The organism is Agromyces sp. C10 (assembly GCF_023217995.1).
Taxonomy (GTDB): domain Bacteria; phylum Actinomycetota; class Actinomycetes; order Actinomycetales; family Microbacteriaceae; genus Agromyces; species Agromyces indicus.
Window position 1 is genome coordinate 87,566 of the sequence record NZ_JALPSX010000010.1, and the last position, 17,012, is coordinate 104,577.

Annotated in this window: 15 protein-coding genes; 11 read left to right on the forward strand and 4 right to left on the reverse strand. The window is 71.1% G+C overall.

Annotated features, from left to right (window positions below):
- Positions 1–156 precede the first annotated feature (156 nt).
- The 9 genes from rpsB to M1L56_RS12490 all read left to right on the forward strand — a co-directional run bounded on the left by rpsB (position 157) and on the right by M1L56_RS12490 (position 6,868).
- Positions 157–1,080, forward strand: a complete 924-nt coding sequence (rpsB, locus tag M1L56_RS12450) for a 30S ribosomal protein S2 (RefSeq protein ID WP_248599484.1) — start codon at positions 157–159, stop codon at positions 1,078–1,080.
- 27 nt (positions 1,081–1,107) lie between these two features.
- A complete protein-coding gene (tsf, locus tag M1L56_RS12455) occupies positions 1,108–1,938 on the forward strand; it encodes a translation elongation factor Ts (RefSeq protein WP_248599485.1) in 831 nt (276 codons plus the stop codon).
- 158 nt (positions 1,939–2,096) lie between these two features.
- Complete coding sequence (gene pyrH / locus M1L56_RS12460; protein WP_248599486.1) at positions 2,097–2,828, forward strand: UMP kinase; 732 nt, start codon at positions 2,097–2,099, stop codon at positions 2,826–2,828.
- Positions 2,829–2,858: 30 nt separating this feature from the next.
- Positions 2,859–3,413 (forward strand): ribosome recycling factor, encoded by a 555-nt coding sequence (frr, locus tag M1L56_RS12465; RefSeq protein ID WP_067950493.1) that lies wholly within the window; start codon positions 2,859–2,861, stop codon positions 3,411–3,413.
- Between the two features lie 7 nt (positions 3,414–3,420).
- The gene (locus M1L56_RS12470; protein WP_231878657.1) at positions 3,421–4,404 is read left to right on the forward strand and encodes a phosphatidate cytidylyltransferase; all 984 of its coding nucleotides are present in this window, start codon (positions 3,421–3,423) and stop codon (positions 4,402–4,404) included.
- A 20-nt stretch (positions 4,405–4,424) separates the two neighbouring features.
- Positions 4,425–4,979: a DivIVA domain-containing protein gene (locus M1L56_RS12475; RefSeq protein WP_067950491.1), complete on the forward strand. Its 555-nt coding sequence runs from the start codon at positions 4,425–4,427 to the stop codon at positions 4,977–4,979.
- A gap of 50 nt (positions 4,980–5,029) precedes the next feature.
- Positions 5,030–5,773: a lytic transglycosylase domain-containing protein gene (locus M1L56_RS12480; protein ID WP_248599487.1), complete on the forward strand. Its 744-nt coding sequence runs from the start codon at positions 5,030–5,032 to the stop codon at positions 5,771–5,773.
- Between the two features lie 37 nt (positions 5,774–5,810).
- Positions 5,811–6,119, forward strand: a complete 309-nt coding sequence (locus tag M1L56_RS12485; RefSeq protein WP_067950489.1) for a hypothetical protein — start codon at positions 5,811–5,813, stop codon at positions 6,117–6,119.
- Between the two features lie 11 nt (positions 6,120–6,130).
- Entirely contained in the window at positions 6,131–6,868 is a 738-nt protein-coding gene (locus M1L56_RS12490) for an alpha/beta hydrolase (protein ID WP_067950576.1), read from the forward strand.
- Positions 6,869–6,895: 27 nt separating this feature from the next.
- On the opposite strand, the gene M1L56_RS12495 is transcribed toward M1L56_RS12490, so the two are convergent.
- Entirely contained in the window at positions 6,896–7,960 is a 1,065-nt protein-coding gene (locus M1L56_RS12495; RefSeq protein WP_067950487.1) for an AI-2E family transporter, read from the reverse strand.
- A 25-nt stretch (positions 7,961–7,985) separates the two neighbouring features.
- A complete protein-coding gene (locus M1L56_RS12500; protein ID WP_067950485.1) occupies positions 7,986–9,596 on the reverse strand; it encodes a DivIVA domain-containing protein in 1,611 nt (536 codons plus the stop codon).
- A gap of 202 nt (positions 9,597–9,798) precedes the next feature.
- Here M1L56_RS12500 and M1L56_RS12505 point away from each other — a divergent pair, with 202 nt between their 5' ends.
- Positions 9,799–11,673 (forward strand): hypothetical protein, encoded by a 1,875-nt coding sequence (locus tag M1L56_RS12505; RefSeq protein ID WP_067950483.1) that lies wholly within the window; start codon positions 9,799–9,801, stop codon positions 11,671–11,673.
- Complete coding sequence (locus tag M1L56_RS12510; RefSeq protein WP_248599488.1) at positions 11,670–12,632, forward strand: tetratricopeptide repeat protein; 963 nt, start codon at positions 11,670–11,672, stop codon at positions 12,630–12,632. Before M1L56_RS12505 ends, M1L56_RS12510 begins: the two co-directional genes overlap by 4 nt.
- An 87-nt stretch (positions 12,633–12,719) precedes the next feature.
- Here M1L56_RS12510 and glgB read toward each other — a convergent pair whose 3' ends face one another.
- Together glgB and M1L56_RS12520 are read right to left on the reverse strand one after the other, a co-directional pair.
- Complete coding sequence (glgB, locus tag M1L56_RS12515) at positions 12,720–14,924, reverse strand: 1,4-alpha-glucan branching protein GlgB (RefSeq protein WP_248599489.1); 2,205 nt, start codon at positions 14,922–14,924, stop codon at positions 12,720–12,722.
- The gene (locus M1L56_RS12520) at positions 14,917–16,932 is read right to left on the reverse strand and encodes a maltotransferase domain-containing protein (RefSeq protein ID WP_308198870.1); all 2,016 of its coding nucleotides are present in this window, start codon (positions 16,930–16,932) and stop codon (positions 14,917–14,919) included. Before M1L56_RS12520 ends, glgB begins: the two co-directional genes overlap by 8 nt.
- Positions 16,933–17,012 lie beyond the last annotated feature (80 nt).

A 17,012-nucleotide genomic window follows, 5' to 3' on the forward strand; every position in this document is an offset into this window, starting at 1 on the left:
ATGTCCGGAGCGTCCCGCGCGTCGGGGCGACTACGCGTGCCCATTCGGCCACCGACTCCATTCAGTCCCGCTCGCAAGAGCCGGCGGAGCCGTGCCGGGCACCAGGGCTTCCGGCCGCCGGCCGGGGCGACAACTGAGAACAGAAGGAGTACGGCCATGGCCGTCGTCACCATTCGCCAGCTGCTCGACAGCGGCGTGCACTTCGGGCACCAGACCCGCCGTTGGAACCCGAAGATGAAGCGCTTCATCTTCACCGAGCGTTCCGGCATCTACATCATCGACCTGCAGCAGTCGCTCGCCTACATCGACAAGGCGTACGACTTCGTCAAGGAGACGGTCGCGCACGGCGGCACCATCCTCTTCGTCGGCACCAAGAAGCAGGCGCAGGAGTCCATCGCCGAGCAGGCCACCCGTGTCGGCCAGCCCTACGTGAACCAGCGCTGGCTCGGCGGCCTCCTCACGAACTTCACCACGGTCTCCAAGCGCCTCGCGCGCATGAAGGAGCTCGAGGAGCTCGACTTCGAGGGCACCACCTCGGGCTTCACCAAGAAGGAGCTGCTGCTCAAGAAGCGCGAGCTCGACAAGCTCCACAAGTCGCTCGGCGGCATCCGCAACCTCTCGAAGACGCCCTCGGCGCTCTGGGTCGTGGACACCAAGAAGGAGCACCTCGCGATCGACGAGGCCAAGAAGCTCGGCATCCCCGTCATCGGCATCCTCGACACCAACTGCGACCCCGACGAGGTCCAGTACCCGATCCCGGGCAACGACGACGCGATCCGCTCGGTGAGCCTGCTCACGCGCATCATCGCCGACGCCGCCGCCGAGGGCCTGATCCAGCGCCACCAGAAGCCTGAGGAGGGCCAGGAGGCCGAGCCGCTCGCCGAGTGGGAGCAGGAGCTCCTCCAGGCCGGCGCCGCCGAGACCCCCGCGCAGTCGTCGGCCGAGACCGAGCAGGTCGCCGGCACCGAGGCGGCCGCCGAGGCGGAGGCCTCCGAGGTCGTCGCCGAGGCGACCGAGGGCGAGTCGGCCGAGGCCGCGCCCGAGGCCGAGGCCGCACCGGCCGACGCCGAGTCCAAGTAAGACCACGAGTCCAGGAGACTGCCTGATATGGCCAACTTCACCCTCGAAGACGTCAAGAACCTGCGCGAGCGCCTCGGCACCGGCATGGTCGACACGAAGAACGCGCTCGTGGAGGCCGACGGTGACATCGAGAAGGCCGTCGAGATCCTCCGCCTGAAGGGCGCGAAGGGCAACGCGAAGCGTGCCGACCGCTCGACCGCCGAGGGCCTCGTCGCCGCCGTCGACAACGGCGACGGCACCGCCACCCTCATCGAGCTCGCCTGCGAGACCGACTTCGTCGCCAAGGGCGACAAGTTCGTCGCGCTCGCCGACCGTGTCCTCGCGGCCGTCGCCGCGGCACGCGCCGAGACCGTCGAGGCCGCCCTCGCCGCGCCGGCCGACGGCAAGACCGTCGCCGACGTGATCAGCGAGGAGGCCGCGATCCTCGGCGAGAAGGTCGAGCTGCGTCGTGTCCGCCTCGTCAAGGGCGAGAACTTCTCGATCTACCTGCACAAGACGTCGAAGGACCTGCCCCCGCAGGTCGGCGTGGTGCTCGGCTACGCCGGCTCCGACGCCGAGACCGCCCGCTCGGTCGCCCAGCACATCTCGTTCGCCGCTCCCGAGTACCTCACCCGTGAGGACGTCCCGGCCGAGGCCGTCGACAAGGAGCGCACGATCGTCGAGCAGATCACCCGCGAGGAGGGCAAGCCCGAGGCCGCCCTGCCGAAGATCGTCGAGGGTCGCCTCGGCGCCTACTTCAAGCAGGTCGCCCTGCTCGAGCAGGACTACGCCAAGGACAACAAGCTGTCCGTGGGCAAGGTCCTCTCGGACGCCGGCATCACCGTCTCCGACTTCGCCCGCTTCAAGGTCGGCGCGTAGGTCGTGACCTGGGAGCCCGGATCGCCTCGGCGATCCGGGCTCCTTTCCTGTGTCCGGCGTCGCCGCGCGGCGGCATCCGGGACACGGCTCGGACCGGCACTGCGCCGGGACCGGGCGAACCACTAGTTTTGACTCCCAAGGGGAAGGATCGGTCGCGGATGACGCAACGCAAGCGCAGGGTCATGCTCAAGCTGTCGGGTGAGGCGTTCGGCGCCGGCTCGCTCGGGGTGAACCCCGACGTGGTGAGCGCGATGGCACGCGAGATCGCGGATGCCGCACGCACCGTCGAGGTCGCGATCGTCGTCGGCGGCGGCAACTTCTTCCGGGGCGCCGAGCTCTCCGAGCGCGGCATGGACCGGGGCCGGGCCGACTACATGGGCATGCTCGGCACCGTCATGAACTCGCTCGCCCTCCAGGACTTCCTCGAGCAGGCCGGGGCGGAGACGCGCGTGCAGTCCGCGATCTCCATGACCCAGGTCGCCGAGCCGTACATCCCGCGGCGCGCCGAGCGCCACATGGAGAAGGGGCGCGTGGTCATCTTCGGCGCCGGCGCCGGCCTGCCCTACTTCTCGACCGACACCGTCGCCGCCCAGCGTGCGCTCGAGATCGATGCCGACGTGGTGCTCGTCGCGAAGAACGGCGTCGACGGCGTCTACTCCGACGACCCGCGCACGAACCCCGACGCGCGCAAGATCGACCGGATCAGCTACCAGGAGGCGCTGCAGCGCGGGCTGAAGGTGGTCGACTCGACGGCGTTCAGCCTCTGCATGGACAACGGCATGCCGATGGTGGTCTTCGGGATGCAGCCCGCCGGCAACGTCACCAAGGCCATCCTCGGCGAGGAGATCGGCACCGTCGTGAGCAACGGCGAGCCGTCCGTCGCTCGATAGACTGACCCGAGCCCGAGAGAAGGAGTTCCCGTGATCGCGGATGTTCTGTCCGAAGCAAGTGCACGCATGCAGAAGGCCGTCGAGGTCGCGAAGGACGATTTCGCGTCCGTCCGCACCGGGCGCGCCAACCCGCAGCTCTTCCAGAAGATCATGGTGAGCTACTACGGCACGCCGACCCCGCTGTCGCAGCTGGCGTCGCTCAACAACCCCGAGGCGCGCACGCTCGTCGTGACGCCCTACGACAAGAGCGCGCTGAAGGACATCGAGCAGGCGATCCGCGACACGCCGAACCTCGGAGCGAATCCGAGCAACGACGGCAACATCATCCGGGTCACGCTGCCCGAGCTCACCGAGGAGCGTCGCAAGGAGTTCGTCAAGATCGTCCGGTCGAAGGCGGAGGATGCGCGCGTGTCGGTTCGCAACATCCGTCGCAAGACCAAGGACGACCTCGACTCGCTCAAGGGCGAGGTCGGCGACGACGAGGTGAACCGCGCCGAGAAGGAACTCGAGCACATCACCAAGTCGCACGTCGACCAGATCGACGAGGCGCTGAAGCGCAAGGAAGCCGAGCTTCTCGAGGTCTGAGGTCACCATGACAGGCGTCCCCGAGGGGGAGCGTTCGGACGCCGGCGACCACGAGCACTCGTCGCGGGCGGAGTTCCGCGCGCAGATGCACCAGCGGCGCGTCGAGCTCGAGCGGCAGCTCGAGGCGTCGCGTGCCCAGTTCGACCAGGCGCAGGAGCGCATCAACGCGCGTACCGGACGCAACCTGTTCCTCGCGGTCGGCATCGGCGTGGTGTTCGGCGGCACGCTGCTGCTCAGCCTGCTGGTGATCAAGGAGCTCTTCATGGTCTTCGCGGTCGTCGTGGCCGCGTTCTCCAGTTCCGAGCTCGCCTCCGCCCTGCGCAACGGCGGCTACCGGGTGCCGCGCGTGCCGACCGTCGCGGTCGCGATCGTCGCCGTCCCGGTGGCCTACTACGGCGGAGGTGCGGGCCAGCTCGCCGCCGTGCTCGGCGGCATGCTGCTCGTCGTCCTCTGGCGCATCGCCGAGCAGGCCTCGCCCGCCGTGCGCACCGCCTCGAACGGCCTCGTCCGCGATCTCGGGGCCGTGCTCCTCGTCCAGGCGTACGTGGTGTTCCTCGCGACGTTCACGGTCGTGCTGACGGCCGCCGAGGGCGGCCAGTGGTGGACCCTGGCGTTCATCATCATCGCCGTGGCGGCCGACACGGGCGCGTACGCGTCCGGGCTCATGTTCGGCCGGCACCCGATGGCGCCCGTCATCAGCCCGAAGAAGACCTGGGAGGGCTTCGCCGGCGGCGCCCTCGCGAGCGTCGTGGCCGGCGTCATCCTCTCGATCTTCATGCTCGGGAACACCTGGTGGTTCGGGCTGATCTTCGGCGCGGCGATCTTCCTCACCGCGACCCTCGGCGACCTGGCCGAGTCCCTCATCAAGCGCGACCTCGGCATCAAGGACATGAGCTCGTGGCTGCCCGGGCACGGCGGCTTCCTCGACCGGCTCGACTCGATCCTCCCGTCGGCCGCCGTGGCCTTCGTGGCGTTCCGGGTGTTCGGTTGAGCGTGCGCGATACTGGTGCGGTGGATGCCACGTTCCCGCGCGCACGCAAGAACCAGCTCGGCTACAAGACGTCCGAGGTCGAGGAGTTCCTGCAGCGCGCCCGACGCGCCTACGACGGCCGGCCGCTGCCCGACGACGCCCCGCTCGACTCCGAGCGGATCCGGCTCACCGCGTTCGGGATGCAGAAGGGCGGGTACTCGACCGCCCACGTCGACGCCGCCATGGAGCGCCTCGAGGACGCCTTCGCGTTCCAGGAGCGGCAGATCGCCTCGCGCCTGCACGGCGACGAGGCATGGCTCAGTGAAGCGCGCACGACCGCCCAGGTCGTCGCGAACCGCCTCGCCCGCCCCGAGGGGCAGCGATTCGACCGCGTCAGCCGTCTCGCGCTCGGGTACAACGTCCGCGAGGTCGACCGGTTCGCCGACCGCCTCACGCGCTACTTCCGGGACGGCTGGCCCATCGCGATCGACGACGTCCGCGGCGTCGTCTTCAGCGCGCAGCGCGGCGGATATCGGGAGTCGCAGGTCGACCTCGTGCTCGACGCGGTGGTCGACGTGATGCTCGCCGTCCGGTGACGCGCGATCGTTTCGCCGAGCGGCCCCGGCTCCGTTACACTCATCGAATCGTGGGCAGGCATTCGGGTGAGCACGGCGAGACGCCGATCGAGGTCAACTTCGAGCATCGATCCACCAGCACCGCCCCGAGCGTTCCGCGCCGGTCCGTCACGGCCGATGCCGCACCCTCCCGCATCGCGACCCACGGGTCGCGATCACGCGTGACGAGCCCGGCCAAGCAGGCCGCGACGGTGGTGTTCGCGTTCCTCGCCTCGGTCGGGTTCCTCATGGTCAACGTCGTCGACCCGTACTCGGGCGCCACCGCCTCGGCGTCCTACGAGCCCGTCGACCGGTTCGGCGGCCAGCAGGCGCAGGAGATCGACGTCGACGGCGACTACGCGGTCGCCGTCGCCTCGGAGGGCTACCTCGTCGAGAAGTACGTCGAACCGGAGCCCGAGCCGGAACCCGACCCCTCCTCAGCGGGCTGGGCGCCGCCGGCCGTCGTGCCCGATCCCGGATCGGCCCAGGCGTACGCGGCGGGCGCCGTCGCCGCTCGCGGCTGGGGCGGCGGCGAGTTCGACTGCCTCGTCGCGCTCTGGAACAAGGAGTCCGGCTGGCGCGTGAACGCCATGAACCCGTCGAGCGGCGCATACGGCATCCCGCAGGCGCTGCCGGGTTCGAAGATGGCCACCGCCGGTGCCGACTGGGCGACCAACGCCGCGACGCAGATCGAGTGGGGCCTCGGCTACATCAGCGGCCGGTACGGCACGCCCTGCGGCGCATGGGCCCACTCGCAGAGCGTCGGCTGGTACTGACCCGGGCGCACCGCCGGGGCGACCATAGACTTGGACGATGGCCCGATCGAACCGTTCCCGCGGCCGTGCCGCGCGAGCGCGCGAGCCGCACCCCGAACTCGACGTCGAGCGGCTCACGGCCGGCTGGCGGCGCACGGAGGTGCGTTCGGGCCGTGAATGGAACGTGCAGCCCGTGACGGAGGCGCAGGCCGTCAAGGCGTACGTCTGCCCCGGCTGCGGCCTCGACGTCGAACCGGGCACCGCACACCTGGTCGCCTGGCGCGCCGACGGCGTCCTCGGCGACGCCGCCGACCTCGCCTCGAGGCGGCACTGGCACACCCACTGCTGGAGGATCGGACCGAAGTGAACGACCAGTCCATGACCGAGATCCGCGCCGGAGTCGAACTTCCGGCGCGCCGCGAGGAGATCGAGCTGCGCACGCCCGACGGGCTCCGGCTGGTGGGGGAGCTGGCCACGCCGCTCGACCGGCAGCCGGTCGCGACGCTCGTCACCCTCCATCCGCTCCCGACCGCCGGCGGTTTCATGGACTCGCACGTGCTGCGCAAGGCGGCAGCTCGGCTGCCCGCCCTCGCGGACCTGGCGGTGCTGCGGTTCAACACCCGCGGAACCTCGTCGCCGCGAGGGACGAGCGAGGGCGAGTTCGGCGAAGGCGTCACCGAACGCGACGACGTCGCTGCGGCGATGCGGTTCGTCCAGGAGCGTGGACTGCCCCGGCCGTGGCTCGTCGGGTGGTCGTTCGGCACCGAGCTCGCGCTGAAGTACGGGCTCGAGCACGGCATCGCCGGCGCCATCCTGCTGTCGCCGCCGCTGCACCGCACGAGCGACGCCGAGCTCGGGCGATGGAAGGACTCGGGGGTGCCGCTGGTGGCGCTGATCCCGGAGCACGACGACTACCTGAAGCCCGCCGAGGCCGCCGAGCGCTTCGCCGAGCTCCCGCACCTCACGCGCATCGACGTCGCCGGCGGCAAGCACCTGTGGGTGGGGGAGTCGCAGACGCGTCGCGTCCTCGAGGAGATCGTCCGCGCGGTGAACCCCGCAGCGCTGCCGTTGCCCACCGAGTGGCCCGCGGCATCCGTCACCGACGCGCGGAGCTGACCGGCGCGCCGTGCCGCGCCCTCGCGGTCAGCGCTCGTTCTGGCGGGGGATCACCACCTGCTTGATGATGAGCAGGATGGCCGCCGCGGTCGGGATCGCGACGAGGGCGCCGAGGATGCCGAGCAGCGCCCCGCCCGCCAGAGCGGCGACCACCACGAGGGCGCCCGGCACGCGGACCGCACGGCTCATGATGCGCGGCGCGAGCACGTACGCCTCGATCTGCATGTAGACGAGGTAGTAGATCGCCGCGACGAGCGCCGTGAGCGGCGATCCGACGCCCGGGATCAGGCAGGCCAGCACGATGATGATCGAGCCCGTGAGCGTGCCGACGAGCGGCACCAGCGAGAACAGGAAGGCGACGAAGGCGAGGACCGCCGGGAAGGGCGCCTGGATGATGGAGAGGAAGGCGAAGCTCAGCACGCCGTTGACCGCGGCGAGCGAGACCTGTCCGATGACGTAGCGGCCGACCGACTGGGTGATCTGCTCGGTGAGGTCGGCGAAGCGCGCGCGTCGGCTGGCCGGGACCAACTGGTAGGTCGCGCGCTTCATCGCATCGAGCGACGCGGTGAAGTACACCGTGAGCACGGCGACGACGATCACCGCGAACACGCCGCTGCCGATCGCGAGCGCCACCTGCCAGACGCCACCCAGCAGTTCGCTGAGCTTGTCGGGGTTGGTGAAGAAGTCGGTGAGCGCGGCGGCGGCCTGCTCGCTGATCTCGTCGATCTTGAGGAGCGGGAACTGCTCCTGCAGCCACTCGATCCAGTCGACGCGGTTCAGTTGCGCGATGATCACGGGGATCAGCGCGATGAGCTCGCCGACCTGCTCGACGATGATCGGGATCACCGTCAGCAGCAGCGCCGCCACGAGCGCGGCCACGCCGAGGACCACGAGCAGGATCGCGGCCCAACGGGGAAGCCCTCGGCGCTCGAGCCCGCTGATCGCGGGCTCGAGGCCGAGGGCGAGGAAGAGGGCGACGCCCACGTACGTGAGGATCGTCGACAGGCTCGCGACCGCCGACAGGATCAGCAGGCCCGCGCCGACACCCAGGGTGCCGACGAGGGCCAGCCTGAACGCGTTCTGGATCCTCACCGACGCGCCCCGTCCGTCGTCCGCGCTACTTCTTGTTCGCGACCTGCTCGGCCTGCGTCAGCACGCCGCGGAGGCTCTCGAAGTAGCCGGCGACGGCGTCGCGCTCGATCTTGATCTGGGCCAGTCGGTCCTCGGCGTCGGAGACGAGGGCGCGCGTCCGCTCCTCGGCGTCGGAGATGAGCTTGCGGGCCTGGGCGTGCGCGGCGGCCACGCGCTCGCGCGCCTCCTCGTCGGCCTTCTCGCGGGCTGCGGCGATCTCGGCACGGACCTCGGTCTCGAGCCGGTCGGCCTCCGCCCGGGCCTCGTTCGTCCGGGCGACCGCCTCGGCGAGTTCGGTGTTGGCGTCGTCGAGGAACTTCTTGGTCTGCTCAGACGCCTCCTGCTGCGCGGTGAGCAGCTCCTGCTCGGCCTCGTCGCGCTTGGTCGCGAGCTCCGAGTCGAGGTCCATGCGCGCGCGCTCGATCTCGCGTCGCATCCGGTTGACCTCGTGCGTGGTCTTCTTGCGCAGGGAGGTGAGCTGGTTGTCGAGGTCGATGCGCGCCTGCTCGGCCTCCGCCTCGAAGTCGGCCCGGGCCTGCTCCTGCTCGAGGGCGAGGTCGGCGCGCATCTGCTCGAGCTCGGCGGCGTGCTTGGCGCGGATGCGGTCGAGTTCGTGCTGCAGCTTGAGCTGCGCCGTCTCGGACTCGCGCTCGAGGTCGACCTTGGTCTGCTCGCGCTCCTGCGCGAGCTTGGCGCGCTCCGCCTCGAGCTCGCGCGCCAGGTCGGTGCGGGCCTGCTCGAGCTCGTGCTCGAGCGTCGCGCGGCGCTCCTCGACCTCGGCCTCGACGGCGGCGCGCGCCTCGGCGGACTCGCGCTCGAGGTCGATGCGCGCCTGCTCGGTCTCGCGGGCGAGGTCGATGCGCGCCTGCTCGGTCTCCTTGGCGAGCTCGGCCCGCTTCTGGTCGAGCTCGACGGCGACCTCGGCGCGGGTCTGCTCGGTCTCCTCCTGGAGGCCGGCGGCCGCGGCGCGCGCCTCGTTCGCCTCGGTGTTGGCGGCGACGAGCATCTCGGCGGCCTTGCGCTCCGCCTCGGCGACGAGCGCCGCGGCCTCGCGCTTGGCGATCGCGCGCGCCTCGGCGGCCTCGGTGCTCGCAGCGCCGCGGATCGCGGCCGCGTCGCGGTTGGCGTCGTCGCGGAACTGCTCGCTCGCCTCCTGCGCGCGGGCGACCATGTCGTCGGCCTCGGCGCGGGCGTTCTCGAGCAGGCGGTTGGCCTGGGCGCGCGCCTCCGAGAGGGTGCGCTCGGCGAGCTCGTGCGCGTCGGAGCGCATGAGGTGCGCCTCGTCCTCCGCGGCGCGGCGGAGCTTCTCGGCGTCGATGTCGGCCTGCGCGATGAGGCGCGTCGACTGCTCCTCAGCGACCCGGAGGGTGTTCTCGAGCTTGGTTCCGAGCCCGGAGAAGGTGGGGCTGCCGACCTCCTCGAGCTCGGCGGTCAGCTCCTCGATCCGCGCGTTGAGGCGCTTGTTCTCCTTCTGGACGTCGGCCGACGCGTTGTTCGCCGCGATGATCTCGCGCCGGAGCGCGTTGATGCTGCGGTCGACCTCATCCTTGTCGTATCCGCGGAATACCTGCGTGAACTCGGTCTCTTCGACGGCCAATTCTTCCTCCGGGGTCCGTGTCCCGCGTAGTGGGGGATTGTGGGGGCGCGGGTCGCCTCCGATCATACGGCGCGCGGGTGCGCCGTGGCGCGGCGGTTTCGCCTCGCGACGTCCAGACTCCCGTTAGGAGACTCCCAGACTGCGCCGCTAGGCTTGGGTGTCTTTGTCGGATGCCGCTTCAGTGCGGCCTGGAGGTAACTGCGTGCGATTCGTTCTCGCGATCCTGGCGTTCGCCGCCGCCGCCGTCATGGTCGGTTTCGGCATCGCCCAACGGACCGTCTTCCTCGATCCGGACAAGGTGACCCTCGGGACCGTCGTCGACAACCAGGCGGAGTACATCGTGCTGCAGCCCGAGGCGCTCGCCGCCCACGAGGGCAAGCAGACGATCACGGTCTCGGGCGGCGACACCGTCTTCCTCTCGTACGGCCGCACGGCCGACGTCGTCTCCTGGATCGGCGAGGAGCCCTACGTCAGCGTCGGGTACGACGCCGAGGCGGGCGACTTCACCAGCGAGGTCGTCGTCGCCGAGCCCGTCGACGACACGAACGCGACGCCGCCCGCCGAGGAGCCCGTGGAGCCGACGGCCGAGGCCGAGGCTGAGGACGCCGAGCCGGTGATCGTTCCCGCGGGCAGCGACCTCTGGCTGGACGAGTTCACCGGCGACCGCACCGTCACGACGACGGTCGACGTGCCCGAGGGCATCGCCGTGCTGCTCGCCTCGAGCGAGGGCGAGCCGGCACCCGGGCGCATCTCGGTCACCTGGCCGCTCGACAACGCCACGCCGTGGGCCGGTCCGCTCATCGCCGGTGGCGCGTTCCTGTTCCTTGTAGGGGCCGGACTCGTCATCTGGGGCGTCGTCGGCCACCGCCGGTCGCGCGGGCCGCGCCGCAACCTGCCGAAGGGGCCGAAGGGCAAGCTGATGCGGGCGCCGCGTCCCTCTCGCGCGTCCCGGGGCCTGCCGTCCGGTTCGAGCGGCCACCGTTCGCTCGGACAGGCCCGCCGCATCGCGCTGCTGCCCGTACTGCTCGTGCCGGCACTGGCCCTCTCCGCGTGCTCGGCGGACTACTGGCCCGACCTCTCGGCCGCACCCGAGACGACCGCGGCGACGACCCCGCCGGCGACCCCGGGCGAGGGCGACGGCGGCGAGGCGTCGGACGACCGGCCCGCGGTGACGCCCGCCGTGACCGTGCCCCAGATGGAGCGCATCATGCGCCGCGTGGCGGTCTTCACGACCGAGGTCGATGAGTCGCGCGACGCCGAGCGCCTCACCGAGCGGTTCACGGGCCCGGCCCTCGAGGCCCGGCAGGCGAACTACAAGATCCGCGGCGTGAACGCCGACCACCCGAAGCTCCCCGCGATCCCGGCCGCGCCCCTCACGCTGACGCTGCCCCAGCAGGCCTCGGGATGGCCGCGCACGGTCCTCACGATCGCGCAGAACAGCGACGACGAGACGGTCGCGCCCACGGCGCTCGTGCTCCAGCAGGAGACGCCCCGCGACAACTACAAGATCCTCTACGCGACGGCGCTCGTCCCCGACGCCGACGTGCCCGAGGTCGCGCCGGCCTCGATCGGCGCCCCGCCGATCAACCCCGAGTTCAAGGGCCTGGTGATGCCCACGGGCCAGGTCGCGACGGCCTATGCCGACGTGCTGCTGAAGGGCTCGGAGTCCGAGTTCGCCGAGTTCTTCGACACGGCGAACGATCCGATCCTGGCCCAGCTCGGCCCGGAGGGGCAGCAGGCGATCGCCGCGGACCTCCCCGAGACCGCGGACATCGCGTTCAGCAATGCGGTCGGCGACAGCCCGACGGTCGCGCTCGCGACGAACGACTCGGGCGCCCTCGTGACCGTCTCGCTCACGCAGACCGAGAAGGTCACGCCGAACGACGGCGGAACGATCGGCTTCGAGGCCGGTGCGCCGGGAGCGGCGCTCTCCGGCTTCGACGAGAAGAGCGCCAAGGGCGTCCAGCGCGAGATCGGCATCCAGTTGATGTTCTACGTCCCCGCGATCGGATCGGATGAGCAGATCCGTCTGCTCGGCTGGTCCGAGAGCCTGATCGGAGCCTCGGAGGTCCCGTGACGAACGCCGTCCCCCCGCAGCTGCCCGCGAACCTGCGTGGTGCGGTCGACCTGTCGTCGCTCGTGCACCGCGACGAGCGACGGGCGACGGATGCCGCGCGCGGCGCCTCCGCGCCGACCCCCTCCGGCGATCGCGTGGTCGTCGCGACCGACGACCAGTCGTTCGGCCAGGTGCTCGAGCTCTCCCGCAGCGTGCCGGTCGTCGTCGTGCTGTGGGCGTCGTGGAGCGAGCAGTCGACGCAGCTCGTGCCGTCGCTCGAGCGGCTCGTGACGGCCCGTGGCGGTCGCCTCGTCCTCGCGGCGGCCGACGCCGATCGCAGCCCCCAGCTCGTTCAGGCCCTGCAGGCCCAGGCGGTCCCGACCGTCGTCGCGCTCGTGGGCGGCCAGCCCGTGCCGCTCTTCCAGGGAGTCCAGCCCGACGAGGTCATCGACGACGTGTTCGACCAGCTCCTGGAGCTCGGCGCGCAGCACGGCGTGACCGGGCGGGTGCCGATGGGCGACGGTGAAGACGAGGAGGCCACGAGCGAGGAGCCCGTCGAGCCGCCGCTGCCGCCGCTGCACCAGGAGGCCTTCGACGCGATCTCGCGCGGCGATTACGACGCCGCGATCGCCGCCTACACGACCGCCATCGCCCAGGACCCGCGCGACGAGCTCGCGGTCGCGGGACTCGCGCAGGCCAAGCTCCTCCGCCGCCTTCAGGGCAAGACGCTCGACGAGATCCGCAACCGTGCGGCCGCCACCCCCGACGACCTCGACGCCCAGCTCGACGTGGCCGACCTCGACCTGTCCGGCGGACACGTCGACGATGCGTTCGCGCGACTGCTCGACCTGTTCCCGACGCTCGACGCGGCGGGCAAGGACGCGGTGCGCGAGCGGCTGCTCGAACTGTTCCAGGTGGTCGGCGTCGAGGACCCGCGCGTGGGCGCGGCCCGTCGCCGCCTGGCGATGCTGCTGTACTAGCGGTCCCGGTACGCCGCTTCCGGTACGCGCCCGGCTCCGCCGGGCGACGCGACCGCCGGCGCCACGCGGCCACCGGCGGTCCCGACGTCACTCCGGCTGGAACCACACCGCCGCGAGCGGCGGCAGCGTGAACGTCGCCGACGCGGGCCGGCCGGCCCACGGGTCGTCGGTCGCATCGACCCCGCCGAGGTTGCCGACGCCCGAGCCGCCGTACTCCGCGGCATCCGTGTTGAGCACCTCGCGCCAGCGACCGGAGGACGGCAGCCCGAGGCGCACGCCCTCGTGGGGGCGTCCGGCGAAGTTCACCACGCAGAGCAGCGGCCGGCGGTCTCGGTCGTACCGCAGGAACGCGATGACGTTGAGCTCGGCCGCGCCGCCCTCGACCCACTCGAACCCGGCCGAGTCGTCGTCGAGCTGCCAGAGCGCCGGCGTCTCGCGGTAGCGCCGGTTCAGCTGCCCGACGAGTTCGGCGAGCTGGCGGTGGCTCGGCTGGTCGAGGATCCACCAGTCGAGGCCCCGCTCCTCGCTCCACTCCGAGAGCTGCCCGAACTCCTGGCCCATGAACAGCAGCTGCTTGCCGGGATGCGCCCACATGTAGGCGAGGTAGGCGCGCGTGTTCGCGAGCTGCTGCCAGTGGTCGCCGGGCATCTTCCGCACGAGCGACCCCTTGCCGTGCACGACCTCGTCGTGACTGATCGGCAGGATGAAGTGCTCGCTGAACGCGTACAGGAACGAGAACGTGAGCTCGCCGTGGTGGTGCGCGCGGTACATCGGATCGCGCTGTATGTACTGCAGGGTGTCGTGCATCCACCCCATGTTCCACTTGTAGCCGAAACCGAGGCCGCCCGACGACGTGGTCGCAGTGACGCCCGGCCAGGAGGTCGACTCCTCGGCGATCATGACGATGCCGGGGTTGCGCTTGTACGCCGTCGCCGTGGCCTCCTGCAGGAAGCCGATCGCCTCGAGGTGCTCGCGCCCGCCGTACCAGTTCGGCAGCCACTCGCCCTCCTCGCGCGAGTAGTCGAGGTAGAGCATCGAGGCGACCGCATCGACGCGCAGGCCGTCGACGTGCATCTCCTCGAGCCAGAACAGCGCGTTCGCGACGAGGAAGTTCCGCACGCGCGGGTTGCCGTAGTCGAAGACGAGCGTGCCCCAGTCCATCTGCTCGCCGCGGCGCGGGTCGGGGTGCTCGTAGAGCGGCTCGCCGTCGAACCGGGCGAGCGCCCACTCGTCCTTCGGGAAGTGACCGGGAACCCAGTCCATGATCACGCCGATGCCGGCCTGGTGCAGGCGGTCGATCAGGTACTTCAGGTCGTCGGTGCTGCCGAAGCGCGACGTGATCGCGAAGTAGCCCGTGACCTGATAGCCCCACGAGCCGCCGAACGGATGCTCGGCGAGGGGCATGAACTCGACGTGCGTGTAGCCGAGCCACTGCAGGTACTCGATGAGCTCGTCGGCCACGTCGCGGTAGCCCCTGCCCGGCCGCCAGGAGCCGAGGTGGAGCTCGTAGATGCTCATCGGCAGCTCGTGCGGGTTCGAATGCGCACGCCGCGACATCCACTCGCCGTCGGCCCACTCGTGGGTCGTCGTCGCGACCACCGACGCCGTCGCGGGCGCGATCTCGGCACGGCGGGCCATCGGGTCGGCCTTCATGATCCAGTGCCCGGCCGGGGTGAGGATCTCGAACTTGTAGGTCGCCCCCGGTTCGACGTCGGGCACGAAGAGCTCCCAGACGCCCGAGGCGCCCATGTTGCGCATCGCGTGGCCGGTGCCGTCCCAGTCGTTGAAGTCGCCGACGACCCGGACCGCCCGGGCGCGCGGCGCCCAGACCGTGAACGACACGCCCCGCAACGCGCCGACGGGGGACTCGTAGACGCGGTGGTGGGCGCCGAGCACCTTCCACAGCTCCTCGTGGCGCCCCTCGGCGATGAGGTGCAGGTCGAGCTCGCCGATCGTGGGCGCGTAGCGGTACGGGTCGTCGGCGATCCACTCGCCGCCGCCGTCGTACCTGGCGCGCACGCGGTAGCCCATGGCGCCGAACGCCCCTGCGCCGGCCCAGATGCCATGGGCGACGTGCGCGAGCGGCACCACGGCGCCGTCGTCGAGCAGGGCGTCGACGGATGCCGCGAGCGGCCGCCGCACGCGGATGACGGTGTGGGATCCGCCCTCCCCGGCGACGTCGAAGCCGTGTGCGCCCAGGACCGAGTGCGGGTCGTGGTGGCGGCCCTCCGCGACGGCGAGCAGCAGCCCGTCGTCGACGGGCGGGGGTGCGACGCTGGCGGTCTCAGGCATCCGTGCCTCGAATCACTCGGAGGATGTGGGCGGGTTGGGTGAACGCGTCGAGGCGCACGTAGTTGTGCGCGCCCCAGGTCCAGCGGTCGCCGGTGACGAGGTCCTCGACCTCGAAGGACGCGCCCGGCGCGAGGTCGATCGCCTCGAGGTCGAGGTGCACGGTCGTCTCGCGGACCGAGTGCGGGTCGACGTTGGCCACGACGATGATCGTGTCGTGGTCGGCGTCGCCTCGGCCGTCGATGAACCGCCCCTCGAGGTGCTTCGAGTACACGAGCACCGCGTCGTCGTCGCTGGCGTGGAATCGGATGTTGCGGAGCTGGCCGAGCGCGGGATGCTCGGCCCGGATGCGGTTCAGGATGCCGAGGTAGAGCGCCAGCGACCGGCCCTCGGCCTCCGCCTTCGCGAAGTCGCGCGGCTTGTACTCGTACTTCTCGTTGTCGATGGCCTCCTCGGCGCCCGGCCGCGCGACGGACTCGAACAGCTCGAAGCCCGAATACACCCCCCAGGTCGGCGCGGCGGTGGCCGCGATCGTCGCCCGCACCGTGAAGGCCGCGGGCCCGCCGAACTGCAGGTACTCGGTGAGGATGTCGGGGGTGTTCACGAACAGGTTCGGTCGCATGAAGTCGGCGGTCTCCTGGGAGACGCTCGTCAGGAACTCCTCGAGCTCCTGCTTGGTGTTCCGCCAGGTGAAGTACGAGTACGACTGCTGGAAGCCCACCATCGCGAGGGCCTGCATCATGGCCGGGCGCGTGAACGCCTCGGCGAGGAAGATCACGTCGGGGTCGGTCGCGTTGATGTCGCCGATGAGCCGCTCCCAGAACGCCAGCGGCTTGGTGTGCGGGTTGTCCACGCGGAAGATCCGCACGCCCTGCTTCATCCAGTGCCGCACGATGCGGGTCACCTCGACGACGAGGCCCTCGAAGTCGTCGTCGAAGTTGATGGGGTAGATGTCCTGGTACTTCTTCGGCGGGTTCTCGGCGTACGCGATCGTGCCGTCCGGCAGCGTCGTGAACCACTCCGGGTGCTCGGTGACCCACGGGTGGTCGGGGGAGGCCTGCAGCGCGAGGTCGAGCGCGATCTCGATGCCGAGCGCCGCGGCACGCCGCACGAACGCCCGGAAGTCGGCGAGGTTGCCGAGGTCGGGGTGCACGGTGTCGTGCCCGCCGGCGGCCCCGCCGATCGCCCACGGCGAGCCGGGGTCGTGCGGTCCGGGGTTCAGCGTGTTGTTCGGGCCCTTGCGGAAGGCGACGCCGATCGGGTGGATCGGCGGCAGGTAGACCACGTCGAAGCCCATCGCGGCGACGCCGTCGAGCCGCTTCTGCGCGGTGCGGAACGTGCCGGACTTCCAGGAGCCGTTCTTGAACTGCCGGGCGCCCTCGGAGCGCGGGAAGAACTCGTACCACGAGCCCACGCCCGCGCGGCGGCGCTCGACGGAGATGCGGTGCTCCTCGGAGTCGGTCGCGAGCCGGGCGAGCGGGCGCTGGTCGAACTCGGCGAGCAGCGGGCTCTCGAGCAGGGCACGGCGATCGGATGCCGCGGCATCCGTGTCACGCAACGCCGCCGCGTACGCCTTCAGGAGCTTGCGCACCGAGGCGGGTCGGTCGGCCTCCGCGGCGGCGCGGTCGATGAGGCGCGCGCCGATCTCGTACATCAGCTCGACGTCGACGCCCGCGTCGATCTTCAGCTCGGCGTCGTGCACCCAGGTGCCGATCTCGTCGCCGAAGCCGGTGACGTGCCACCTCCAGGTGCCGAGGTCGTCGAGCCGGACCTTCGCCTCCCACCGGTCGGTGCCCGGGGCGCCGGCGCGCATGCGATGCCGCTGCTCGACCCCGGAGGGGCTGGTCAGCACGAGCATCGCGCCCACCAGGTCGTGCCCCTCGCGGAACACCGTGGCGCCGAACGGGACCACCTCCCCGGCGAATGCCTTCGGGTTCCAACGCGGATCGGGCAGAGCGGGCGTGAGCCGGGTCACGGGGATCCGGCCGGCGAGCACGGTTCGGCTGGTCACGTGTCGACCGTAGCGCGGATGGGCGGGGAACGGCACCGCGGGTTGCGGGGGGTTGCGGCTGCCGCGACATCCGTTCACCT

Excerpts from the sequence above, each read along its gene's own strand:
- rpsB (WP_248599484.1), top strand. The coding sequence starts at position 157 with ATGGCCGTCGTCACCATTCGCCAGCTGCTCGACAGCGGCGTGCACTTC.
- tsf (WP_248599485.1), top strand. The coding sequence starts at position 1,108 with ATGGCCAACTTCACCCTCGAAGACGTCAAGAACCTGCGCGAGCGCCTC.
- pyrH (WP_248599486.1), top strand. The coding sequence starts at position 2,097 with ATGACGCAACGCAAGCGCAGGGTCATGCTCAAGCTGTCGGGTGAGGCG.
- M1L56_RS12470 (WP_231878657.1), top strand. The coding sequence starts at position 3,421 with ATGACAGGCGTCCCCGAGGGGGAGCGTTCGGACGCCGGCGACCACGAG.
- M1L56_RS12485 (WP_067950489.1), top strand. The coding sequence starts at position 5,811 with ATGGCCCGATCGAACCGTTCCCGCGGCCGTGCCGCGCGAGCGCGCGAG.
- M1L56_RS12490 (WP_067950576.1), top strand. The coding sequence starts at position 6,131 with ATGACCGAGATCCGCGCCGGAGTCGAACTTCCGGCGCGCCGCGAGGAG.
- glgB (WP_248599489.1), bottom strand. The coding sequence starts at position 14,924 with ATGCCTGAGACCGCCAGCGTCGCACCCCCGCCCGTCGACGACGGGCTG.